22 protein-coding genes are annotated in these 23580 nt (G+C 71.3%); 9 read left to right on the top strand and 13 right to left on the bottom strand.

The features are described from left to right. Window positions 1-29: 29 nt before the first annotated feature. Entirely contained in the window at window positions 30-866 is an 837-nt protein-coding gene (locus tag ACF1CT_RS18275; RefSeq protein ID WP_391784874.1) for a TIGR02452 family protein, read from the top strand. On the opposite strand, the gene ACF1CT_RS18270 is transcribed toward ACF1CT_RS18275, so the two are convergent. Further along, window positions 851-1318 (bottom strand): type II toxin-antitoxin system PemK/MazF family toxin, encoded by a 468-nt coding sequence (locus tag ACF1CT_RS18270; protein ID WP_391784873.1) that lies wholly within the window; start codon window positions 1316-1318, stop codon window positions 851-853. The two genes, ACF1CT_RS18275 and ACF1CT_RS18270, sit on opposite strands and share 16 nt — an antisense overlap. Before the next feature lie 174 nt (window positions 1319-1492). Between ACF1CT_RS18270 and ACF1CT_RS18265 the strand changes: the two genes are divergently transcribed. Both ACF1CT_RS18265 and ACF1CT_RS18260 read left to right on the top strand, forming a co-directional pair. After that, window positions 1493-2515: a LacI family DNA-binding transcriptional regulator gene (locus tag ACF1CT_RS18265; RefSeq protein ID WP_391784872.1), complete on the top strand. Its 1023-nt coding sequence runs from the start codon at window positions 1493-1495 to the stop codon at window positions 2513-2515. A gap of 202 nt (window positions 2516-2717) precedes the next feature. Further along, the gene (locus ACF1CT_RS18260) at window positions 2718-3011 is read left to right on the top strand and encodes a hypothetical protein (protein ID WP_391784871.1); all 294 of its coding nucleotides are present in this window, start codon (window positions 2718-2720) and stop codon (window positions 3009-3011) included. Between the two features lie 90 nt (window positions 3012-3101). Here ACF1CT_RS18260 and trxA read toward each other — a convergent pair whose 3' ends face one another. After that, window positions 3102-3476, bottom strand: coding sequence for a thioredoxin (gene trxA / locus ACF1CT_RS18255; protein WP_391784870.1), 375 nt, complete (start codon window positions 3474-3476; stop codon window positions 3102-3104). A gap of 115 nt (window positions 3477-3591) precedes the next feature. On the opposite strand from trxA, the gene ACF1CT_RS18250 reads away from it, so the two are divergent. Then, window positions 3592-5031: a dihydrolipoyl dehydrogenase family protein gene (locus ACF1CT_RS18250; RefSeq protein WP_391784869.1), complete on the top strand. Its 1440-nt coding sequence runs from the start codon at window positions 3592-3594 to the stop codon at window positions 5029-5031. 69 nt (window positions 5032-5100) lie between these two features. Here ACF1CT_RS18250 and ACF1CT_RS18245 read toward each other — a convergent pair whose 3' ends face one another. Continuing rightward, window positions 5101-5679 (bottom strand): histidine phosphatase family protein, encoded by a 579-nt coding sequence (locus tag ACF1CT_RS18245; protein WP_391784868.1) that lies wholly within the window; start codon window positions 5677-5679, stop codon window positions 5101-5103. Window positions 5680-5952: 273 nt separating this feature from the next. Between ACF1CT_RS18245 and ACF1CT_RS18240 the strand changes: the two genes are divergently transcribed. Continuing rightward, on the top strand, window positions 5953-6168 hold the full coding sequence (locus ACF1CT_RS18240; protein WP_391784867.1) for a CbtB-domain containing protein: 216 nt from the start codon (window positions 5953-5955) through the stop codon (window positions 6166-6168). 28 nt (window positions 6169-6196) lie between these two features. Next, a complete protein-coding gene (locus tag ACF1CT_RS18235) occupies window positions 6197-6967 on the top strand; it encodes a CbtA family protein (RefSeq protein WP_391784866.1) in 771 nt (256 codons plus the stop codon). A 62-nt stretch (window positions 6968-7029) separates the two neighbouring features. On the opposite strand, the gene ACF1CT_RS18230 is transcribed toward ACF1CT_RS18235, so the two are convergent. Then, on the bottom strand, window positions 7030-7398 hold the full coding sequence (locus tag ACF1CT_RS18230; protein ID WP_391784865.1) for a tetratricopeptide repeat protein: 369 nt from the start codon (window positions 7396-7398) through the stop codon (window positions 7030-7032). A 1253-nt stretch (window positions 7399-8651) separates the two neighbouring features. Beyond that, a complete protein-coding gene (locus ACF1CT_RS18225; RefSeq protein WP_391784864.1) occupies window positions 8652-8810 on the bottom strand; it encodes a hypothetical protein in 159 nt (52 codons plus the stop codon). Between the two features lie 203 nt (window positions 8811-9013). Between ACF1CT_RS18225 and ACF1CT_RS18220 the strand changes: the two genes are divergently transcribed. After that, on the top strand, window positions 9014-9280 hold the full coding sequence (locus ACF1CT_RS18220) for a hypothetical protein (RefSeq protein WP_391784863.1): 267 nt from the start codon (window positions 9014-9016) through the stop codon (window positions 9278-9280). 602 nt (window positions 9281-9882) lie between these two features. Here the strand turns inward: ACF1CT_RS18220 and ACF1CT_RS18215 are convergent. After that, entirely contained in the window at window positions 9883-10008 is a 126-nt protein-coding gene (locus ACF1CT_RS18215) for a hypothetical protein (protein ID WP_391784862.1), read from the bottom strand. A gap of 393 nt (window positions 10009-10401) precedes the next feature. On the opposite strand from ACF1CT_RS18215, the gene ACF1CT_RS18210 reads away from it, so the two are divergent. After that, window positions 10402-11370, top strand: coding sequence for an ABC transporter ATP-binding protein (locus ACF1CT_RS18210; RefSeq protein ID WP_391784861.1), 969 nt, complete (start codon window positions 10402-10404; stop codon window positions 11368-11370). Window positions 11371-11468: 98 nt separating this feature from the next. Then, window positions 11469-12206 carry an ABC transporter permease gene (locus ACF1CT_RS18205; RefSeq protein ID WP_391784860.1) on the top strand — a complete coding sequence of 246 codons (738 nt, stop codon included), beginning with the start codon at window positions 11469-11471 and terminating at the stop codon, window positions 12204-12206. 88 nt (window positions 12207-12294) lie between these two features. Here the strand turns inward: ACF1CT_RS18205 and ACF1CT_RS18200 are convergent, their stop codons facing one another. From ACF1CT_RS18200 to ACF1CT_RS18170, 7 genes are read right to left on the bottom strand one after another with little or no spacing between them, the layout of a single operon-like run. Further along, a complete protein-coding gene (locus tag ACF1CT_RS18200) occupies window positions 12295-13452 on the bottom strand; it encodes an FAD-dependent monooxygenase (protein WP_391784859.1) in 1158 nt (385 codons plus the stop codon). Window positions 13453-13464: 12 nt separating this feature from the next. Next, window positions 13465-14658, bottom strand: coding sequence for an FAD-dependent monooxygenase (locus ACF1CT_RS18195; protein ID WP_391784858.1), 1194 nt, complete (start codon window positions 14656-14658; stop codon window positions 13465-13467). Further along, a complete protein-coding gene (locus ACF1CT_RS18190) occupies window positions 14655-15584 on the bottom strand; it encodes a thiopeptide-type bacteriocin biosynthesis protein (RefSeq protein WP_391784857.1) in 930 nt (309 codons plus the stop codon). Before ACF1CT_RS18190 ends, ACF1CT_RS18195 begins: the two co-directional genes overlap by 4 nt. Before the next feature lie 51 nt (window positions 15585-15635). Continuing rightward, on the bottom strand, window positions 15636-17219 hold the full coding sequence (locus ACF1CT_RS18185; RefSeq protein ID WP_391784856.1) for a hypothetical protein: 1584 nt from the start codon (window positions 17217-17219) through the stop codon (window positions 15636-15638). A gap of 54 nt (window positions 17220-17273) precedes the next feature. Continuing rightward, complete coding sequence (locus ACF1CT_RS18180; RefSeq protein ID WP_391784855.1) at window positions 17274-19205, bottom strand: TOMM precursor leader peptide-binding protein; 1932 nt, start codon at window positions 19203-19205, stop codon at window positions 17274-17276. Beyond that, window positions 19195-20937, bottom strand: coding sequence for a hypothetical protein (locus ACF1CT_RS18175; protein ID WP_391784854.1), 1743 nt, complete (start codon window positions 20935-20937; stop codon window positions 19195-19197). The genes ACF1CT_RS18180 and ACF1CT_RS18175 overlap by 11 nt, the downstream gene beginning before the upstream one ends. After that, window positions 20934-23576, bottom strand: coding sequence for a lantibiotic dehydratase (locus ACF1CT_RS18170; protein ID WP_391784853.1), 2643 nt, complete (start codon window positions 23574-23576; stop codon window positions 20934-20936). Before ACF1CT_RS18170 ends, ACF1CT_RS18175 begins: the two co-directional genes overlap by 4 nt. Window positions 23577-23580 lie beyond the last annotated feature (4 nt).

The raw sequence follows: 23580 nt of genomic DNA, 5'->3' as shown, positions 1-23580 counted from the left end.
CCCCGTATGCACCACATGGGGGAGTATCGATGAGCGCACGGCTGCGCGCCATCGCGCGCGAGACCGAGGACATCGTGGAGGCCGGCCGCTACCGCACACCGCAGGGCCGCGAGGTGACCATCGAACGGGCCCTGGCCGCCGCGCTCTCGGGCACCCGGATGTACGGCCCCGCGCCGGTGCCGGTCGCCGCGCTGGACGCGGACCGCGCCTCCGCCGTGGAAGTGACCGACGAGAGCAGCCTGCGGGCCGCGCACCGCATGACCGGCGAGGCATCCGGCAAGATCGCGGTCCTGAACTACGCCTCCGCCCGCAACCCGGGCGGCGGATACCTCAACGGCGCCCAGGCGCAGGAGGAAGCCCTCTGCCGGAGTTCGGCACTGCACGCCACACTGCTGCGCGCGCCCGAGTACTACGCCCACCACCGCGCCGAACGCAGCGTCCTCTACACCGACCGGGTGATTCACTCACCGGGCGTTCCGGTCTTCCGTGACGACCGCGGCAGGCTGCTGGACAAGCCGTTCACCGTCGGATTCCTCACCTCTGCGGCACCCAACGCCTCGGCCGTCCGCAACCGCACCCCCCAGGAGGCCCACCGCATCCCCGCCGCCCTGGCCTCGCGCGCCGAACGGGTGCTGGAGGTCGCCGCGGTGCGCGGCTACCGCAGACTGGTGCTGGGCGCCTGGGGATGCGGTGTGTTCGGCAACGACCCGGTACAGGTGGCCCGCACGTTCCGGACCCTGCTCCTGGACGGGGGCAGGTTCGCCGGGCACTTCGAGCAGATCGTCTTCGGCATCCTCGACCGCGGCCCCGATGCCGCCACCCGGTCCGCCTTCACCCGGGTGTTCGGCGGTCAGCCCCAGCCGTAGCGTTCCCTCAGCCGCCCGACGACCCTGTCGAACCGGTCGCGGTCCAGGGCGCACGCCTCACGCCGCATCCCGTCCTCGTGGACCCGCAGCACCCGGTCCAGGTCGACCCAGGACGGGCGGCCCGAGCTGTCCCACGGCCCGGCCCCGAGCGCCACCCACTCGCGGTCCCGGTCGTGCTGCTTGCTGGACAACTGCACGGCGAGAAGCGTGCCCGCCGCCTCCCGGGCCACCACCAGCACCGGACGGTCCTTGCCGCGCCCGTCGTTCTCCTCGAACGGCACCCACGTCCAGACGATCTCGCCCGGATCGGGATCACCGTCCCGGTCGGGGGCGTACGAGGTGCGGACCGTGCCCACGTCGCGCGGATCGGCCTCGTGGGTCGCTGCGGGCCCGGTACGACCGGGAACGGAGGCAGGGGCCCCGGCTTCGTCGTCATGGTGCTGCGTGTTCATCCCCTCACCGTAGAGCCCGCTTCGCCCGGCCCGGCGAGCGGGGCGGAAGGTCCGCCGAGGCGGGCCCGCGGGGCCCGCCGCCCCCGGCGGTGACCGCCCGATGTCCCGACAGGGCGTCATATCGGCCTGAACGAGCCGCTCATGGCACCCGGGTCTGCAAGACTGCCCGTCGCCATGAGCCAGTTACCGAACCAGTCCACCGAGGGGCCCGTCCCGACCAGTGCCGATGTCGCACGAGTCGCCGGAGTCTCCCGGGCCACCGTGTCGTACGTCCTGAACGACAACAGCGCCGTCCGGATCAGCGAACCCACCCGACGCCGGGTCAGGGAGGCCGCCACCGAACTCGGCTACGTCCCGCACGCGGCGGCCCGCAGCCTGCGCGCCGGACACACCCGCACGGTGGTCCTGCCCACCGTCGACGTTCCGTCCGGCCCGCTCCACCACCGATTCGTCCACGACCTGGAGACCGGGCTGCGTCGCCTCGACTACACCGCGGTCCAGTACGGCAGCACCGGCCTGGACGCCGACGAGGCCGCCCGCGCCTGGGCCGAACTGCGCCCCGTCGCCGTCGTCGCGCCCGGCACCATCGCCCTCACCCCGCGGGGCATATCCGTGCTCAGGCGTTCGGGGGCCAAGGCCGTCATCACTCTCGGACCCCGGCCGGTGGCCGGGGCCCACGCACTGATCATGGACCAGCAGGAGGTCGGCGGCAGCGCCGTCGGGCACCTGCTGCGCCGCGGCCGCCGCCGCATCGGCGTCGTCATGCCGGAGGAGGACGGCCTCGGCCCCACTGCGGAACCCCGGCTGGCCGGCGCCCGGCAGGTCGCGCGGGGCCGCGGCGCCCACATCGAACCGCTGCCGCTGCGCTACGAGGAGGAGTCGGCCGCCCGACTGGCCTCCGCCTGGCCCGCCCTGGGCCTGGACGCCGTGTTCGCGTACAACGACGAGTACGCGATGCTCCTGATGAGGGCGCTGCAGGATGTGGGTGTCGAGGTGCCCCACGACACTGCCGTGGTCGGTGCCGACGACCTGATGCTCGGAAGACTGCTGCGGCCCCGGCTCAGCACCGTGCGGATGGAACCCGCCACGGCCCGGCCGCTCGCGGACCTCGTCGACCGGCTGGTGCGCCACCCGAAAGGCGCACCCGAGCACCACGACCTGCTACGGGTCGACGTGGTCCACCGCGAATCCAGCTGAGCCCGGCACCCCACGGCAGACCCGTCGGCAGGGCCGTGGCGCCCGGACGGGGCGCGTGCCCGGGCCCGCGCCCCACGGCTGCCCCGTGCCCACCGACGGGCGCACGGGGAGGGCCGGGGCGTCTCCCGCCCGGGACGCGGGGGCACCGGGCGCCGCTCCTCGCCCACTGCCGATCGTGGGCGAGGTCGTTAGCGTCGTGCCCATGAGCCACCCGCAGAGTTACGAGATCCTGATCGTCCCCGAATTCACCGAGGACACCACCGGCACCACCCGGACGGGCGCCGCCATCCGCTCGGCGGTGGTGGCGGCGACCGGCGAGACCGGGGCATCGGGCTACCCGCGGTACGCGGGCGAAGGAGTCGTGGCGGACATCGACCCGGCGACGCACGCCGTCGAAGCCCTCCTCGTGGACGGGGCCGAACTGGACTACGGGCTCTCCGTCCGGATCAGGGAGACGGACACCGGTGGCGGCTCCGAAGCCGCCACCGACATCTGAGACCGGACCGCCCCACCGTCCGGGAAAGCGGCCCGCACGGTGGGACGGTCCGGGCCGCCCCTTCGCACGGGCACGGCCCCCGCCGCCGTCCTACTGCTGCTGCTCCTTCTGCTGGTTCTCGATGGACTTGCGGACCTCGTCCATGTCCAGCTTCCGGGCCTGCCCGATGACGTCCTCCAGCGCGGCCGCAGGCAGCGCCCCGGGCTGGGCGAAGACCGCCACGTTGTCCCGGACGATCATCAGCGTGGGAATGGAACGGATGTCGAAGGCCGCCGCCAGTTCCTGCTGCGCCTCCGTGTCGACCTTGGCGAAGACCAGGTCCTCGTGGCGCTTCGACGCCGCGTCGTACACCGGCGCGAACTGCCGGCACGGGCCGCACCAGGAAGCCCAGAAGTCGATCAGGACGAAGTCGTTGTCGTTGACGACCTGATCGAAGTTTTCCTTGGTGAGCTCGATGGTGCTCATGCCTCTTACCTCTTCCCTCGGCGGCACGGATCTGTCCGGCACAACGGTGCCCTGTACCCGCGGTATTCCGCTTGCCCATGTGGCCACCGTCCACACCCGACACCAGACTGTTCCCATGACGAATCCCTCCCTGAACGCCGAGTACGACGTCGTGGTGATCGGAGCGGGCCCCGTGGGCGAGAACGTCGCCGACCGGGCCCGTGCCGCCGGCCTGAGCACGGCGGTCGTCGAGTCGGAACTCATCGGTGGCGAATGCTCGTACTGGGCCTGCATGCCCAGCAAGGCGCTGCTGCGCCCGGTCGTCGCCCGCGCCGACGCCCGCCGGGTGCCCGGCCTCGCCGACGCCGTGCGCGGGCCGCTGGACACCGCCGCTGTCCTCGCGCACCGGGACGACTACGCCTCGCACTGGAAGGACGACGGACAGGTCGCCTGGCTGGACGGCATCGGGGCGGACATCCTCCGTGGCCGGGGCCGACTGACCGGCGAGCGGACGGTCTCGGTCACCGGCCCCGACGGGACCGAACGCCGCCTCACGGCCCGGCACGCCGTCGCCGTCTGCACCGGCAGCCGTGCCGTCGTACCCGACCTGCCCGGCATCGACGAGGCCCGCCCCTGGACCAGCCGGGAGGCGACCAGCGCCAAGAAGGTGCCCGGCCGCCTCGTGATCGTCGGAGGAGGCGTCGTCGGCACCGAGATGGCCACGGTCTGGCAGGCGCTCGGCGCCCACGTGACGATGCTGATCCGCGGCGAGGGACTGCTGCCCAGGATGGAACCCTTCGCGGGCGAACTTGTCGCGCGGGCACTGACGGAGGCGGGCGCCGACATCCGTACCGGAACGTCGGCGACCGCCGTACGCCGTCCGGTGCCCGACGGCCCGGTCACCGTCGAACTGGACGGCGGCGAGCTCATCGAGGCCGACGAGATCCTCTTCGCCACCGGCCGAGCCCCGCGCACCGACGACCTCGGACTCGAAACGGTGGGCCTGACCCCGGGTTCATGGCTCACCGTCGACGACAGCTGCCGTGTCGACGGCAGCACCTGGCTGTACGCCGTCGGCGACGTCAACCACCGGGCGCTCCTCACCCACCAGGGCAAGTACCAGGCGCGCGTCGCCGGCGCGGCGATCGCCGCCCGCGCCCACGGCGCGCCGCTGGAGACCGGCCCCTGGGGTGCCCACGCGGCCACCGCCGATCACGGAGCCGTCCCCCAGGTCGTCTTCACCGATCCCGAGGCCGCCTCGGTCGGCCTCACCCTCGCCGAGGCGGAACGAGCCGGTCACCGCGTACGTGCCGTCGATCACGACCTCGCCGCGGTGGCAGGTGCCGGGCTCTACGCGGACGGCTACCGGGGCCGTGCCCGCATGGTCGTGGACCTCGACCGGCAGATCCTGCTCGGGGTCACCTTCGTCGGCCCCGGCATCGGCGAACTGCTCCACTCGGCGACGATCGCCGTCGCCGGCGAGGTCCCCCTGCACCGGCTGTGGCACGCCGTCCCCTCCTACCCGACGATCAGCGAGATCTGGCTGCGCCTGCTGGAGGCGTACCGGGACGCGTAGGCGGCGGTGGGACGACCGGCCGGCCGCGCAGTCGGCGGCCGGACCCGCTTCCACCCGCACCGGGCGGATTCACCGTGCCGGGGCGGGCGGGAGCGGGCGCCCGCACTCCAGGTTCCACCGCCCCGACCGGCCACGCAGTCCGGTCAGCGTGAGCGGGGCGACGTCCAGCCGCCAGAACGCGGACGCCGGCAGAGCGAGCGCGGCCACGATCGAGGCCCGCACCACGGCGGGCTCGGCGACCGCCACCCACCGGACGCGGTCGCCGCCGTCCGGGCCCGGTACCGACTCCAGCCACTCGCCGACCCGCCCGCAGAACGCCAGGAGCGACTCGCCACCGTGCGGAGCCGCCGAGGGATCGGCCAGCCACGCCGACACCGCGTCCGGCTCGTCCGCGCCCACGTCCGCCAGCCGCCGTCCGGCCCACCGGCCCATGTCCCAGCCGCGGAGCGCGGGTTCGCGGGCGGCGCGCAGCCCCAACGCGTCGGCGGTGCCGGCGCAGCGTTCCGACGGCCCGCACACGTACCGGTCGGCGGACGGCACCGCCGCCGCGGCCTCCCGCGCCTGCCGGGCCCCGGCCGGGTCGAGCGGGGCGTCACCGTCGAAACGCGCCTCGCGCAGCGCCGCGTTGAGCGCGGGTGAGATCAACATCACGTGTTCCGTCATGGTCAGGTCAACCCCCTTGAGCTGTGGGCATGGAGCGTGCCCACCCTTCCACGCCGGTCCGCGACGGCGTGCGGGGGCCATGGCCGTGCCCACGTCCAGGCGGTATCGTCCGGGGCACATGACGAAGGCGTGACGGAAGCCCGGTGAGACTCCGGCACGGTCGCGCCACTGTGTACCCGTACCCGTACGGGAAGTCAGACCCAGCGCCTTCGCCTCAGCACCACGATCGGGACGCGTGTTCCCTCAGGAGGTTCTGCCATGGCACAGTCCGCTGCCCCCGCCACCGTCGTACCGGCGATCACCCCCATATCCCTGAAGGCCCTCGCCCCTTGGGCGGTCTTCTTCGGCGTCCTCATGCTCGTCCTGCTGTACTTCGTCGGCGCCGAGCAGGGCGCCACCTCCGTCATCTCCGGCGCCGGAGTACATGAGTGGGTCCACGACGGACGCCACCTCCTCGGTTTCCCCTGCCACTGACGTACCGTCCGAACCAGGGGAAAACCTCATGAACTCCATATCCGTCAGAGCCCTTCTCGTCCGCGGCATGCTGGCCGGACTGATCGCGGGCGTGCTCGCTCTCGCCGTCGCGTACTTCCTGGGCGAGTCCCGGGTGGACGCGGCCATCGCGCTCGAAGAGGCGCACAGCCACGAGCACGACGGCGAGGAACTCGTCAGCCGCGCCCTGCAGTCCACCGCCGGTCTGGCCACCGGCGTGCTGGTCTTCGGCGTGGCGATCGGCGGCATCGCCGCCCTCGTCTTCTGTTACGCCCTCGGCCGGATCGGCAGGTTCGGTCCGCGGGCCACCGCGGCGCTGATCGCGGGCGCGGCACTGCTGACCGTGTACGTGGTGCCGTTCCTGAAGTACCCGGCCAACCCGCCGGCCGTCGGCAACCCCGACACCATCGGCAGGCGTACCGGGCTCTTCTTCCTGATGGTCGCCCTGAGCGTGCTGCTGGCCGTCGCCGCCGTCATCCTCGGCCGACGGCTCGCCCCCCGCCTGGGCAACTGGAACGCGACGATCGCCGCGGCTGCCGGTTACGTCGTCGTGATCGGCCTCGCCTACGCGTTCCTGCCCTCGTTCAACGAGGTCGGAAAGGACTTCCCGGCAACGCTGCTGTGGGAGTTCCGACTGGCCACCCTCGCCGTCCAGGTCACCCTCTGGACCGTTTTCGGCGTCGTCTTCGGTCACCTGACGGAACGGCTCCTCGCACCGGGCGCCGCCTCGGCCGGGACCTCGGCCGCCGCCTCGAACCGGACCGCCGCAGCGGCGGGCTGACGCATCACCCGCCACGCCTGGGCAACGGGGGCCGCCGGGAATCACCCGGCGGCCCCCGCCTCTCACCCCCGGCCGCTTCGGTTCGGGCCGAAGTCCCCGGAGAACGCCGCCGCCATCCGCAGATGACCGCTCGCCTCCGCGCCCCGCCCCCGCCCCTGGCGCTCCAGCGTGCGGCCGAGCATCAGCCGGGCGTAGGGCTCCACCGGGTCGCGCTCCAGAATCACCCGCAGTTCCGCCTCCGCCCGGCCGAGCCGGGCCGAGTGGTAGTACGTGCGGGCCAGCAGCAGCCGCGCGGACACCTGATCCGGCACTTCCTCGACCAGCCCTTCGAGAATCCGGGCGGCGCTCATGTACTCCTTCGCCTCGAAGAACATCTGTGCACGGTCCCAGCGGTCGGCCGCCGTACCGAACTCGAAATAGGTGTCGCTCATGTGACCTCCTCGTCCATGGACCGAACGCCGGGATCCCTGGCCCGTGCGGCTCCGGCCCGCCCATGTGCCCGGTCCTCCCGTGCTTGCGGCAACACGGCATAGTGGTTGAATATTCCACTAAATAGTCGGGGTGGGTACCGGCGCCTCCGGGCTCCCGCGGGAATGGGTTGAGCGTCATGAACAGCATCACGCTCTGAGCCGCAGCAGGTCGCGGCGTGCGTATCCCTCCGACCTGCGACGCAGCATGCACGTTCGAGTGAATCGTCGCATCGTCGCGCAGTGCGTTGCAGCGATCTGCATGATCATTTTCCCCTCGGTTTCCCAGTTTCCCGCCTGGCCGAGGAGGGAGAATCTGGGTGAAATCGCCGCAGGGGCCGGAGGCCAGTGCTGGTCTCCGGCCCCTGCGGTCTGTCCTCTCCGGCATGGCCTGGGGCCTCGCTGCGTGCGACTGGGGTCTTACGTCGCGACAGGGGGCCGAGAGGGTGGGACGGCAGGGCCGCGGCGCCCAGCCGCCTGTTCTGGTGTGCAGGGTCAGCGAGCGGCGGGGAGCGAAAGGTGCTGACACCTGCGGTGCCTCAGCTGGCTTCTGCTGTATCGCCGCTGGGTGCTCCGAAGCGGCGAAGACGGTGACCGATTTGCTACCCCCGACGCCCGGTGCGTTCTTCGACTTCTGCACGATGAGACCGGCTGCTCAGCCCAAGACGAAGCCGCCACCACCTCTATAGGGCTTGCAGGGAAACAAGTCGTAGCTTCCGGCTGTGGGGGTCGTTGTTCTGGTATAGGAAGACCGGAGGGGATCGAGGCCGTCCTGGCTGCGAAGTTCCAGGCGTTGTTGCCGCATCTGGATGAACGTCAGCGTCGGCTGGTCGTTGGGGCATGGCGGGATCGGGGCCCGACCGCCCGCACGGTTTGAAGCAGTGGGGACTGGAAACGGAGCATTCGCAACCGTGCCAGTCCCCAACGCCGCCAAGACTCGGGTATTACGAACTCGAAGTCCGCGCAGACCTTATTGGAAGATCAAGCCAGCGTCCACCGCATCAAATAGACCAATCCCCATCTGCCCACCGCCAGGATCACACCCGTCGCAAGCGATGCTCCCCACGCGTGTCGCGGCTTGAGCTCAGGCGGCTCTCCAGAGTCGGGAGCCACACAGCGTTCGAGCCACAGACAGGCGAAGAATCCGAACCCAGTGGCCAGACAGGCGGTGAACCGTACACCACGGTGAGGTTCCCCCGCTGTGTGGGGGTGGCTGACTAGCTGGTCAGGGCGGTTTGACGTGGTTTCAGGTTCACTTGTTCGGTCGTTGTCTGGTTGGCGTAGTGCTTCTCCTCGTACTCGATGGGGCTGAGGCAGCCGAGTCGTTTCTGGATGCGGCGGGGGTTGTAGAAGCCGTCGATGACCCTGTTGCCCAATTGAGTGAAGCTGCCGTGATCGCCTGTCGCGTGGCATTCCGGTTCGCGAGTGTGTGGTGCAGGCGGTTTCGAGGGCGTGAACTGGGCGTCTGGCCGCGGAAATCGGGGGTGGCGTTGTGTCGATGCGGTCGAGTTCGGAGGTGGAGGTTCCTGCGGTGACACGGGATGTCGCCCGGGCAGCGTTCCCCAAGGGGTGTCTGGCGATGGTCGACGCTTACCGGTTGCCGGCCGACGAGCAGGAGCGGCGCGATCTCGCCCAGCAGATCGCCGCCGACGGATACCGGCTGCTCGAAGCCGTCTTCGCCCCGACGGCGCCGGTATGGCTGAGGCAGGTGCCCGCCGTCTCCGTCCTGCGCACGGTGTGGGTGCGGCAGTTCACCCGCACCGTCACCGACGGCGAGGAAGAGGTGGCCTGGCGGGGGAAAGACGATCTCCCGCCGAGCAGAGGCGGTGGTCGCTTCGCCCTATGATCCCGAGGCCCGTTACGCGAAGAAGCGCGGGTCCGCCTGGGTCGGCTGCAAGATCCACCTCAGCGAGAGCTGCGACGATCCCGGGGAGGCGAAGGTACGGGCGGCAGCTCACCGTCCGTCCCCAGGACCAGGACGCACTGCTGGAACGCGTCCGCGCCGGGCAGTCCACGGACGAGTGGAAGGACTGGTATGCGGCACGTGCCGGAGTGGAAGGCACCATCCACCAGGCCGTCGCTGCTGCCGGAGCCCGGCGGACCCGCTAGATCGGCCAAGCCAAGACACGTCTCGCGCACATCCTCACAGCTACCGCCATCAATCTGATCCGTCTCGACGCATGGTGGAACGAAACGCCCCTCGCCCGCACACGTACGTCCCGCCTGGCAGCACTCGACCTTGCGGCATGAGACCAATTGGGCAACAGAGTCCGTCGATGTACTCGAAGAGCGTGAGGTTCGCTCCGGCTCTGGTGGCGAGGACGCGGCCGCGGATGCACTCGGTCCTGATGACCGTCCACAGGTTCTCCGCCAGGGCGTTGTCGAACGAGTCGCCGACCGAGTCCATGGACGCCTGGATACCTGCCCTGAGCAGGCGTGTTGTGAGCTTCACGGATGTGTATCGACAGCCGTGGTCGGCGTGGTGGATGAACTCTCACCGGGGGCGACTTCGCGGCTGGCCAGGGCATACTCCAGCGTGGTCAGGACCAGGTCGGCGTCATGACTACGGAACATCCGTTCTCCTGAACCATCAAGATCCAAATGTCTCGGGTGTCCAGGATTCGGGGTCAAGGCCCCCGCGCAGCACCCGGACATCATGCTCACCGACTTCGACGGCGTGCCGGACGGCGACGCGGTCGTCCCCCGGCTCATGCCGGCGACGGTGTCTTTCGCTCAGGGCGTACTCCGTGCGGCGCCGCGGTGGGCCGACGCCTGCACGGCGGCGGGAGCCGACGCCGTCCAAGTCCGCTGACAAGTGTCGTCACTTTCATGACGGAGGTCACTGCTCCTTCCCCGGATATCGCGGAGCGACGCGGAGCGGTCCTAACGTCAGGTTTGCCTGGCACTGCCCGCGAGGCGAACCGAGGAGGTACGGAGGGTGACAGTGAGAACTGCGGAGCTGGTTCTGTGACCGCCGTGGTGGTGGAACACCTGCGCAAGAGTTACGGGACGCACGAGGTGCTGCGAGGCATGAACTTCTCGGTTGAGGAGGGGGAGATCTTCGCGCTGCTCGGATCGAACGGTGCCGGCAAGACCACCACGCTGGAGATTCTGGAAGGTTTCCGTGGCAGGGACGGCGGCCGCGTCGAAGTGCTGGGACTCGATCCCTCGGAGCGGGGTGACCGGCGCCGGCTGAGCGAGCGGATCGGACTGGTCCTGCAGGACATCGCGGTGGAACCGCATCTCTCGGTGCTGGAGACGGTGACACGGAACGCGGGCTATTACCCGGCGCCCCGCGACGTCGACGAGGTGATCACGCTCGTCGGTCTGGACGAGAAGCGCACCGCGAAGGTCAAGGACCTGTCCGGCGGGCAGAAGCGGCGCCTCGATCTGGCGTTGGGAGTCATCGGAGATCCGCAACTGCTGTTCCTCGACGAACCCACGACGGGATTCGATCCCGGTGCCCGGCGCGGTGCCTGGGAGGTGGTGAGGAACCTGCGGGACAGCGGCACCACAATTGTGCTGACGACGCACTACATGGACGAGGTACAGGCCCTGGCCGACTCGGTGGCGGTGATGGCCGGCGGGCAGATCATCGATTCCGGTACGCCTGCCACGCTCGGCGGACGCGACGACGCCCTGACTCGGATCAGTTTCCTGCTCCCGGCGCGATGTTCGCTCGCGGACCTGCCGCTCGCGGCGCCCGCCGACGACGCCGGGACCGTCACGACCGAGGCCGCGGCCGAGGAGGTCACCGCCGTACTGCACCGCCTGACCGGCTGGGCCCTGGACCGCGGGCTGGACCTGCACGACCTCACCGTCGAACGCCCCTCGCTCGAAGACGTCTATCTGAGCCTGACCCGTCCCCTCGATGAACAGTCCCCGGCCGAGCCCGCCGTCGCGGCTGGCCGCCGAGCGAAGCGGAGCCGCTCATGACCACGATGTCTTCCGTGGCCGCCTCGAAGAAGCAAGGTGCCACCGATGAGGGAAAGGCGTCCCGCCAACGCCCCGATCGGCGGAGCCTAATTGAATTGATGCTGCATCAGATCCGTTACGAGCAGCTGTCGTTCTGGCGCAACCCGCAGGCGGTGATCTTCACCTTCCTGCTTCCCATCGTCGTGGTGTTGATCTTCGGGGCAGTGTTCGGCGCGGAGGGCGAGGAGGAATTCTTCTTCGGCCTGAGCGGTATGCAGTACTACACGCCGACGATCGCCGCGGTGTCGGTGCTCGGCGCCTGTTACGCGCAGTTGGCCATCGTGCTGTCCCAGCGGCGTCAGACCGGCATGCTCAAACACCTGCACGCGACACCGTTGCCGCCCTCGGCCTACTTCGTGGGCCTGCTCTTCCACTGCGTGCTGGTCAGTCTCATCGACGTCGTGCTCGTCATCTCCGTCGGCTCACTGTACGGGGTCGAACTGCCCACGCACTGGGCCGCCATCGGGCTGACCCTCCTTCTGGGGGCGGCGAGTTTCTGCGCCCTGGGTGCGGGTGTCTCCTCGGTGATCAGTAATGCCGAAGCCGCCCCGGCCGTAGTGCAGTTCATTCAGTTCCCGCTGGTCTTCGTGTCGGGCAGCTACTTCCCGATCCACTCCGGCGTTCTGAACACCATCGCGGGTGTGCTTCCGGTCAAGCCCTTCAACGACGCCATGCTGGCACCATTCACACAGAACGGCAGCTTCCAGTGGAAGGAACTCGGCATCCTGGCCGCCTGGGGCGTCGTCGGTGCGGTGGTGGCCGTGCGGCGCTTCCGCTGGGACCCCCGCCCGGAGTAGCGGCCGGAAGCGGAGCGGAGGCCCGGAACGCCGGTGGGGAGGGACAGCGTCACTCGCTGTCCCTCCCCACCGGCGTCTACGGCTCTTCTTAAAAGGGCGTCCCGTACAGCCACTCCAGGTGGTCGAGCGTGTTCTGGCTGCCCAGCACGGCATCACGTCGGCGCTGGAGCGGCCCGTCCGCCAAGTGGAATGTCGTGGCACGCAGCCGTGACTGACGGTGCACGTTTGCGGTGCGTGCGCGCCGCCGGGTGTCGTACCGGCGCAGTGCGCTCGGCACATCCATGCCGGACATGAGGCAGTCGGACAGCTCACGGGCGTCCTCCAGCGCCTGCCCCGCGCCCTGCGACAGATAGGGAAGCATCGGGTGGGCCGCGTCTCCCACCAGCGCCACCCGTTGCAGGCAGTACCGCTCGGCGATGTCGCGGTCGAAGAGTCCCCAGCGGGTTACGGACTCCGCCGCCTTCAGCACCTGCCTCACCGAGACGTGCCAGCCGTCGAACTCCTCCAGCAGACGGTGCGCGTCGGCGTCCGACGTTCTCGGGGCGCCCTCCCCGTCGGGATGGGCACAGACCGCGCTGAAGTGGACGGTTCGTCCCGCGGAGACTGGATAGTAGGTGATGTGGCGGTCCGGGCCCAGCCAGAACATGACCCGGGGATCCGGGGCGAAGGACGGTACGGCCTCGGCCGGCACCAACGCCCGGTAGACGGAGTAGCCGGAGAAGAGCGGTTCGTCGGACACCACCGCGCCGCGTACCGCGGAATGCACACCGTCCGCGCCGATCACCACGTCGGCCTCGACGGACTCGCCGTCGGCCAGCCGCAGTTCCACCCCGTCGGCCTGCTCGATGACGTCCTTCACTGCCCGGCCGAGGTGCAAGGAGCCCGGCGGCAGCAGATCCACCAGGCAGGCTTGCAGGTCGGCGCGGTGGATGAGGTAGTACGGCGCCTGGAAGCGTGCTTCGCAGGCGGGGCCGTGGGGGACCCGGGACAGCAGACCGCCGTTGTCCCAGCGCCGCGTCTCGATGGCCTGAGCCGTGATGCCGCGGCGCCGCATGAGCCGCTCCGCCCCCAGTTCGTGCAGGATGCGTGCCCCGTTGGGCGAGAGCTGGATGCCCGCACCGACGGCGCTCAGCGTTGTGGACTTCTCGAACAGTTCACAGTGCACACCGCGCCGTCTCAGCAGGGTGGCGATCGCCAGCCCGGAGACGCCCGCGCCGACGACGGCCACCCGCATGTGGTTGTTCACGTCTCCACGTCCTCACGTTCCTGCCGCCGGGGTGGCCCCGGCCGCGTATGCGTAGAGCCACGCGCGCCCTCGTAGTCCGGCGATGCCGGAGGACGCCCGCAGCGCCAGGTCGCGCTCCTGCTGACGGGGGCCGTCGGGCAGGTGCATGCTTTCGGAGTGACCGCGCGCGCCCTGCTGGATCGCCGTGGTGCGGTCGCCGCGCGTGGCCCCGTAGTCGCCGAGTACCGCTGGGATGTCCGCGCGCGTCGTGCCGTCGAGACGGGACGCCAGTTCCACGGCGTCCTCGACGGCCTGGTTCGCGCCCTGGGCCAGAAAGGGCAGCATGGGGTGGGCCGCGTCGCCCAGCACCGTGATGCGACCGGCCGACCAGGTCGTCAGCTCCTCCCGGTCGTACAGCGCCCAGCGGCGGACGGTCCGGGCCGCGCGGGTCACGTCCCGGACCAGGCCGCGCCAGCCGTCGAAGGCCTCGACGAGGTCGCCCGGGCTCCCATCGGCGGACCAGGATTCCACGGGCGCGTCACACAGCGGGGCGATCGCCGCGAAGCTGATCAGCTCACCGCCGCGGACGGGGTAGCAGACGAAGTGCCGGCCGGGCCCCAGCCACATGCGGATCAGCGGCTCGCGTGCCGCCTGTGGAAGGTCCCGCACCGGCACGAGGCCGCGGAAGACCCCCAGACCGGAGAAGACCGGGGCGTCGTCCGTGAGCGCCTGGCGCACCACGGAGTGGATGCCGTCCGCACCGACCACGAGATCGGCGTGGTACGTGGTCCCGTCGCGAAAGCCGAGCCGGACCCCGTCTTCGGCGGGTTCCATCCGCGTGAGCGCATGCCCCAGCCGCAGCGGCCGCGGCCCCACCCTCGCCAGCAGCGCCGCCTGCAGGTCGGCGCGGTGGATGGCGTAGTACGGGGCGGCGAAGAGCTTCTCGCAGGCGGGGCCGAACGGTGTGCGCGCGATCGGGGCACCGGCCCAGCTCCGCGTCTCCATCGCCTCGATCCGCACCGCGCTGCGCTGGAGCGTTTCCACGACGCCGAGTTGACGCAGGGGACGAATCGCGTTCGGGGCGAGCTGGACGCCGGCGCCCACTTCCGTGAGCTGCCTGGCCTGCTCGAAGACCTGGCACGGGATGCCGGCCCGGTCGAGCGCCGCCGCCAGTGTCAGGCCGCCGATTCCGGCGCCGATCACGGCGATCCGCGGATGTGCCCTCATCCCGCGTCCCCGGAACCGTCCGCGGCGGCGGGGAAGTGGTGCGCGAGCCAGGCGTAGGTGCGCAGTTCGTCGAAGAGGCTGCGGCCCAGGCGGTTGTGGAACATGTGCACGTGCGAGAAGAGGATCTGTCCGGGATGGACCGGGGTGGTGCGGGAGATCTCACCGGCGAGACCGGCGAGCGCCGTGTGCCACCCCTGGAACGGCCCGTGCTGTTCCGGGTCGGTTGTGCGGGTCGGGGCCGTGCCCCCCTCGACCCGGCACAGCGCGTCGATCTGTTCCGGGGGGCAGCCGGATTCCGCGGCCCAGGCGCGCCATGCCGCCGTGCTGTTCGCGTAGAAGGCGGCCTGTTCCCGGGTGTCCCCCAGGGCGGCCGCCGCGGCGATCGTCGCACGCAGGGCGATGACGGAGCGGGAGGCGGGGGTGGAGATGTGGGGCATCAGCGCGAGCACGAGTTCGCTGGAGAGCTGGAACAGCTCCTCGGTGCTGGGCATCAGGTGTGCGCCGCCGTAGCGCTCGGATTCCGGCTCGTAGACGGCGCGGTGGACACCCGGTGCGCGCAGGCCCTGGACATTCCGGTCCACACCTCGCTCGCTCGCCGCGAACCGTGTCGCGTCGGCACGATAGGCGGCCTCGCTCAGCGGTTCCTCGTCCGCGGCGAGCCGTCCGGCTGTCCCGAGTCGCCGCGTGAGCTCGTCCTCGACACGTTCGAGGGCCGCTTCGTCCAGGTCCGCCATCCGTAGCCGCACGTGCGGACCCCCCTGCCAGTAGCGGATGAAGAACCAGGGGTGGGAGCCGGCCACGGGTCCGACGACTTCGGTCACGACCCGGTCGAGCAACGACTGGGCGTTGGAGGCCAGATGCAGGTTCCAGGACGTCCAGCGGTGGCTGTCCGGGGCCGCTGTCGGGGCCGGGGCCGGGAGTGTCATGCGGTGCTTCCTCACTAACGGGTTGGTGGGCGGCAGCGTCGGGCCAGGCCGTCACAGCCGGATGTCCAGCAGTGCCCCGGTGGGGTGGCGCGGGGTGCCGACCACCGCCGCCAGGGCGATCATGTGGTCCGTGCCGAGCCCGAGGAGAGCCTGGAGGGGAATTTCGTTGAACGCGCGGACCGGCCGGGCGAACATGCCGGAGGCCGTCGAGGAGAGGCACAGTCCGTGCATGGCCCATCCGCACACGTACTGCAGCGCGCTCCACCCGGCCGGGCCGAAGGCGTCCACGAGCTCCCGGGGACGCACGGAGAGGAACCAGAGGGTGGAGGCATGCCGGATGTCGCAGCCGGCGCCCGGGCTCAGCGGGTAGCCGTACTCCTGCTCGATGCGTGCCGCGGTGCGGGGATCCTCGGTCCACAGGACGGCCCGGCCGTCGCGGATCCGGTAGATGCCGTCGGGGTAGCCGTCGACGGCCTGCACGACCACGGTGACATCGATGGCGTCGAAGACGGCTCGCAGGGTCGCGCCCGGCGGGGGCACACCGAGCCAGTCGATGGCGTCGTGCAGGGTGTCGGCCTGGACCTGGCGGCGCCGTCCGCTCATGCCGAGCAGGCCGCGAGGCATCCGCCCGGAGTTGCGCTGCCAGATGAGCTCCGCCCAGGAAGCGGCCTTGGCCGACGGCCTGGCACCGGGGGGTGCCGCCGGGCCCAGCTCGGCAGGCGGCTCCGCGAAGCTCTGAGCACGGTTGACGCGCACCAGTTCGACCAGGGAGGCGTCGGCGGACGGGACGCCGGGCATCGCGTTCTTACGGCGGGCGCCGGGCGCGGCGCCGGCGCGACGGACGGCGGGCACCGGGTCGGGACCGTCGGCACCCTCGCCGACATCGACGATGAGCGGCAGCGACCAATCGCCGGCCGGCTCCAGGCCCAACTCGGCCAGCAGATGCACCGCGTTCGCCCCGGGCAGTCGCACGTGGCCGGTGAGACCGAAGAGTTCAAGACCGAGCGCCAGCGACCGCAGGACGAAGCCGAGTTCGAGATTGACCAGCGATCCGCGGAACCACTTGTAGCCACGGGGAATACGGGTGTAGCGGCCGAGGAGCGCCAACCGGTGTTCCGCGGATGTTCCGGACCGGTCGGAAGGCGGCACGTCGAGGTCGATGAGCGAGTGCAGCTCCGGGGCCAGCAGCCGCCAGCGCCCGGCGCTTCGCAGGAATGCCTGCACCGGGTACAGGCAGCGCGGTGAGGCGTATCCCCGGTGCGGGTTGTAGGCGTTGTCCGGGTCGAACCACTGCACCCCGAAGGCGGCGGTCAGCGCGTGGCCGAGACGGTCGTCCGTCCCGGCCACGCGCCCGTGGGCCACCCGCGCGGGACGGCCCTTCGGGTACGGGGCCGCTTCGAGCAGTTCGGTGGTGCCCAGGGGCAGCGCGGTGCGGGCACCGTCACAAACGACCTCGGGCGCAGGCGGATGCACGTGCGCGGTCATCGGTGGTTCCGTCGCCCAGACCCAGGGCGGGACCGGCGGCTCGTCGTCCCCGGTCGCGAAGGCGTACCACAGGGGTTCCCGCTCGATGTTGTTGTTGCCGAACGGGGAGGGCAGATCGACCGGAGCACGCCGCTGCGTATCCATCGTCATGCGGAACTCCTGAGGGCGCTGGGATGCCGGGGGACTCACGGGTACGCCCGCTCGTCACGGAAAGGGGTGCGGGTCATAGGGAAGGGGCCGGTCCGCCTGCTCGGTGCCCGCGAGGGCGGCGGTCAGCCGCGGCACGTTCTTCAGCCGCTGCTGGGCATGGCCGAAGCACATCGACAGAATGCCCGGGACGACCGCCTTGGCGACCGCGATACCGGCATCCGCGTGTTCGGTCGTGGTCTGGTCGACCAGCACGATCTGTTCCAGCCCGGCCTTGGCGTACAGGCTCCGGACGTGGTCGAGGGCGCCGCGCACATGTCCGCCCGCCGCACGGCGCAGGGTGCCGGGCCAGTCGGGGAACGCCTCGTCCAGGGTCACGCGCGGACCGCCCAGGGCCGCGGTGGCCCGCGACAGATTCCGCGGAAGGGCGTAGAGCCGCAGGTGGTGCTCCAGTTCCTCCAGCAGCCACGGGTCGTCGGCCATTCGTTCGACCTCTGCCCGGTCCCACTCGGCGTTGTACGTGACAAGCTGCGCGACCTCACGCAGCGCGCCGCGGATGGCGGTTGCGGGATTGGCGCCCGAGCCGCCCGACGAGTAGCTGGCGGGAAAGGGGTTCTCGCGATTGACCACCAGGACCCACACGATGGGCAGCTCGATGTCCTGGGCGGCGACCAGAACGTGCACGTCGAAGCCGCGGGCCCGGATCAGGTCGAGGTGAGCGCGGCTCTCGGGATCGGTGATGGAGGCGTCGTCGATGTACGGCAGCGGTACGGCCCGGTGCCAGGCCAGCAGGAAGGCGTCGCGTTCGGCCAGTTCCAGCAGCGAGTGCAGGGCCGCTTCTTCGAGGCTCGATCCCGCCGCGCAGCCGCTGGAGGAGTCGTGGAAGAACTTGTCGAAGCGGTTCGGTCCGGCCGCCCGGTCCGCGCGCGCCCGGTGCCGGTTCAGCCGGTAGCGGTTCTCGTACTGGTAGAAGCCGATCTCAGCGGGCACCAGACGGGGCTCCCCGGTCGCGAGATCGTGCCCCCACACCCAGTCCATCGGCGTGCTCGCCGAGAAGGGCTTGACCTTGCAGGTGGGATGGGCCAGTTGTTCCTCGGTGAGCTCACCGAGCGAGGCCGGGTCGACGGCATGGCCGCGTACGTCGTCATAGGAACGGTCCATCAGGACCGGTGCCTGGAACGGGAAGCCGCCGAGCCGCTCGTACGCCTCGATGATCGCGACCGGTTCGGTCTCGGCGTAGGTCCTGGCCCGTCCGTGGCCCATGGCCGGCGCGTCGAGTTCGAGCGCCATGCTCATCGCGAACGGTACGACCGACTCGCGCATGATGGTCTGCACGGGTCCGTAGCGGATGTCGACGAGCTGTTCGCGCAGCCTGCCCGGCGTCAGGACCCTGGCCCCTTCGGCGCCCCGGGTCGGATCCTGCGGCAGGGCGGGCAGCGGCCGCAGCTCCAGCGGTGCGGGACGCCAGCGGTCGTCGAGCTCCGGCCGGGCCGGCGCGCAGAGCGGGCAGTGGAAGCTGCGCGCCATGCGATGACGGCGGGTGCCGCCGACGCCGACCGCGCACAACTCGCCCGGACGCAGGGGCACATCCGCCAGATGGGTCACGGCCGCACCGAAGAGTTCGGGGAGCAGCGGGTGGGTGGCGCCCGGCCGTGTGCGCTGTTCCGCCACGAACTCGACCAACGGATGTTCCAGGGTGGTGCGTTCGCGCACCTCCGTGCATCCGGCGCATCCGGTGGCCGTGCCGGGCACCCACCGGGGCCCGATGACGACCTCGTCGTCGTACAGGCGGACGGAGAGCAGCTCGCGTCCCGCGGTGGCGCTGCGCTGCCACCGCTCCCGCTCCCAGGCGAGGTTCCAGCCGCGGTTGACCGCCACCTCGCCGCCGCCCGCCAGGGTGCCCAGAGACGCGAGGGAATCGGCCCAGTCGGCCGGTGGCGCGGCGGCCATGCCGGGGCCGGTGTGGATGAGTTCGGCTTCAGCGCGCATCGGTCGCCTCCTGTGCGAGCGGGCGGGTCTGGGCGGGCCGGGCCTGGATCGGGCCGTGCCAGAACGGGACGTGTCCGAACACCGGGTCGACGCGCTGCGGGCGGCCCCGGTAGGTGATCCCGCGGATGTCCGCGGCGGCGCCGAGCTGGGCGCGCAGCGTCGCCAGTGCCGTCGCGTCGGCGAGCATCAGCGCGTTGGTGCACATCACCGGGACGGTCCGGTCGCTGTCGAACGCGGCGACCTGGGCCCGGGCCAGTGCCGTGCTGATCGCGTCGCGTACGGCGCCATCGGCGTCGGCGGCCCAGGCCCGGCCCAGTACCTCCCCCGTGCTCGCCGCCTCGACGGTGCCCAGGTGCCAGTCGACGCCCGGAACATGGAACAGGCGCACGCTGTCGGCGTCCGGCCGCAGTTCCCGCAGGATCTTCCGGAGACGGAGCGTCTCCGCCGCCATGATCTCCCCGGCCGCGACGTCCGACTCGGCCGCCTCGTCCGCCAGCAGCCGCAGAGCGCCGTCGAGCAGCCACTGTTCCTCGCTCAGGCCCGCGGCGGCCGTGCCCTCACCCGTGCAGGAGCGCCGCAGCGCCTCCAGAGACACGGCCAGGGTGGCAGCCTGCTGGTCCGCCGCCCAGACCGTGACGGTGCCCGTGTTCCGCGCTACGCAGGTCAGCTCGCGCAGGGCCAGCGGCATCTGCGGCAGTGCGTCCTCGTCGGCGCTGCGCCGGAACAGGCCGGTCCACTCCTGTGTGAGGGTTCGCGCCAGTTCCACGGCCTCCTCGGGGCCGGGCGCGGGGACGCCGTCGGCCGGGCCCGGGAGCGAGGACCCGGCGCCGTCCGCAGGGCCGGACGCTTCGACCGCGATCCGGTCGCTCCTCAGCTCGGCGCCGTGAACGACATGTACGGCGCCGCTGTCGGTCGAACCGGTGAGGGTTTCGAACACCAGTTGAGCGGCGAGCGCTCCGGCCAGCGCGTCCGCGACCGGCCGGGCCGCCGCGCTCACGCCCTCGGCATCGGCCCAGGCCAGAGCTCTGTTGCGCAGCCCGATGAACGTCTCGGGACCGTATACGTCCGCTCCGGGCACGGCGGAGCCGAGCACCGGGCCGGCCAGGAGCAGCCGGTCGTCGAGCCACACCGGTACGACCGGGGCCACGTCGGTGGGCCCGCCCGGCCGCGGGTCCGGCAGCAGCCGTGTCCGCTCGTCGCCCTCGCCGGGAGCCGCGCACCAGATGACCGCGTCCGCCCCGGCCACGACCGAGGGATCCCACGACGCCGTGCCGGGGGCGATCACCCGGCCCACGCCCGCCCGGGTGAGTCCGCGCGTCGCGGGACGCACCACCTGCTCGGGGCCGAACACCACGACCGTGGCGGCCCGGACCCGTGCGAAGGCGGCGTAGGGGTCCGCGCTCACCGACTCCAGGTGTGCGAGCGGCCCCGCGTACCGTTCCCGTACGTCCGCGGACGGCTCGGGGGCGGTCCACCGCTCCGGTTCCAGCAGCATGCCGTGCTCACGCAGTCCCTGAACGATCCGCCGCACCACGGGCCGGGCCCGCTCGGACCCGAGCGCCGAGACCAGCGCGTCCTCGCTCGCACCGTCCTCCAGCATGGGCACGCACACATCGGCGATCTTGAACAGCTGGTCCCATCCCCGGATGGTGAACTCGGTCCGGGCACCGCTGAAGTAGACGCCGTCCGGCAACGGTGCACAGTGCAGGTACGGCTTCGCCCTGAGCTTCATGACCCGAAATCCCCCTCGTAGTGAAAGAGCCCGCCCGGTTTCCGGCCGATCTCCACGATCCACTCGGACGCGTGCGTACCGTCCGTGACGCCGGGCAGCGCCTCTTCCAGGTAGTTGACGGTGCCTACGTCCGTGGCCCGGCGCTCCAGCATCCGCGGCAGCACCCGCGTGCCGAGCGCGCAGGCCAGATCGACGTACTGCGGTTTGAGCTGACGGCGCCGCGGCATCACGTCGGCCGGGTCGAGCGTGCGGGGCGACACCTGCTCCAGCGCGGTCTTGACGACGACCTCCTCGGGGACGTCGTACCGGCCGCGCCATTCCGTCAGGGCCGCGAGCCGTTCGTGCTCGGCGCCACCGCTGTTCAGGGCAGCTTCGAGCTCCTCCCCGCCGTACCAGCGGCGGCGGGCGAGCACGACCTCGCCCACCGAGATCCGCGGAGCCACCCGTGTGGTCCGCTGATCCCATGCCAGGGACCGGTGCCAGCCGTCCAGCAGGTCGTTGTTCAGGCGCCCCCCGGTGGCCAGGCAGGACGCCAGGGACAGCGGAGGCGGGAAGAGACCCGGGTGGCCCGTGCCCAGAGGCAGGATGCGCAGCGCCCGGCCGTCGGCGTCCTCGACCCTGAGCTGGTCGGTGCCCTTGTCGTGGACCAGGCGCAGCGCATACCAGTCGTCGGGCCGCAGGCCGTCCGGCAGGATCCGCGGGTGGGCGTTGACGTTGAGGCGGTGCAGGCCGAGGTCCTCCACGACCCGGCTGCCGTCCCAGCCGTAACGGGCAGTCAGCCGTTCGGCGAGCCGGGCCAGCGCGTCGCCTCCCAGTCGCCGGTCGGCGTCCAGGAAACGGGCGTAGAGCATGCCGTGTCCGGGAAGTCCGTCGTTGAAGACAAGCCGCCCGTCGCCCGCGGACTGCGTCAGCACGCCGTAGCTCAGGGGATCGCGCCGCAGCCGCTCGGGCAGCTCCCCGGTCAACTCGTTCGCCTCCTCGGTGGAGAACGACACCTCCTGACCGCCCTCGTCGGCCGCTGCGCCGATGCGGTGCTCCGTCGCCTCGACGATCCGCCGGCGGAGGGCGTGCAGTTGTTCAAGGCTGCCGTCATCGGTCCCCAGGCCGGTCAGCGCGCCGACATTGCCTTCGAGATACACCTCGCCCATCACCGCCGCGCGCCGGGAGACCTCCTTGACGAGGGACTCGGCGTGCTCGGCAAGGGGGATGTTCGCGCCGGCGCCGAAACGCTGCACGAATGCGGCGGTGGTGACGACGCGCACGTCGTGCAGCCAGTCGAAGACCGAAAGGAGCTCTACGACCGGGCCGAGATCCGCCAAGGGCTTCTGCCAGTGCTGCGAGGCCACCCGGGCAGGGGAGAGAACGAAGTCCTCCTCCACGGTGATCTGTGCGGGGCGCCGCGCGATCCCGCTCACCTGCGCGAAGTCGTCCCGGATGGTGGCGAGTTCGGCGCCCCGGTCGGCGGCCGGCGTGGCGCCGAGGCGGGCCAGCCGGTCACGGACGTCCCCCAGGAGGTGTGCGGCGGGCGTGGAGGGCCGGTCGAGCGTGGCCGACAGCTCCACCGCACCGTCCTCGGCCTCGTTGTAGGTGCACAGGATGCCCTGGTGCACACCGCCCATGACCACCTTGGCCGCGTCCTGGGGCGAGCAGCCGGCCTGGGCCGCGATGTGCGCCACGACGGAACGCACCGGCCGCGGTCCCATGACGGTGGCGTCGACCAAGGCCTGGAGGGTTCCCTTCACCGGTATGGCCAGCCGCTGGTATCCCGTCTCCGTGGGCCTGAGGAAGAAGAGCTTGCTGCCGTCCGGTTCCAGGGCGGAGGTGGGCGACATGCCCACCCACGCCTCCAGCAGTTGCGCGCCGACCGGTGGGTTCAGGCCGCCCAGGACGTAGGCGAGCATGACCCGGTCGAGGCCGGCGAAGGGGACGGCCGAGGTGAACCGGGGATTCTCGGGGGAAAGGCCCCCGGGGTCCGGGACGGCGATACCGACCGCGGTGAACCGGGCGAGGGGGCTGGTGCGCACCATCGCCCGTGTGACGTACTGGATCAGACCGCGTTCCGACTTGCGAGCCCGCGCGGACAGGGACGCGCCGGCGGCGACCGCGGAACGGTAGCGCCTCGACTCCTCGTACACCTCCGGGGAGACCAGGGCCAGCGAGCGGTTGAGGTCCTCGTCGTCGAGGAGGTCCGCCAGAGTTCCGCGTTCCCGGTCGGCCGCCGGTGCGTAGGCGTGGGCCACCTCCTCGCGCAGCGCCGCGCGGTTGTTGCGTGCGGCGAGCCACTGCGCGACGGCGGGGCCGGGTGCGGGGGCGGCGAACTTGGGCGTGCGGTCGTTGTGGATCGTGCGCCGCAGGGCAACGATCCGGCGCCGGGTCTCCTCGTCGTCGGTCGCGCCGATGAGCTCGTAGAGCTCGTCGGAACACAGGCGTGCGCTCTCGCGCACGGTCCGTTCGGCGTCGGCGAGACGCGCCAGCAGCGGCCGCAGGGCGGCGTCGCCCAGCCGCTTGCGCCGCAGCGGGTTGATCCTCAGGATCCACAGCGGTTCAACGGTCTCGACGGAGGGGACCGGGTCCCCGGAAGGTCCGGGCCGCGGAGCTGTTTGCGATGCGGGCGGCAGGACGGGGTACTGCGTGGTCATGGCG

It is taken from the genome of Streptomyces sp. NPDC014734 (assembly GCF_043083325.1).
Classification (GTDB): domain Bacteria; phylum Actinomycetota; class Actinomycetes; order Streptomycetales; family Streptomycetaceae; genus Streptomyces.
Note: the sequence above shows the minus strand (reverse complement) of the source record. Positions and strands in the feature narration are given on the sequence as shown.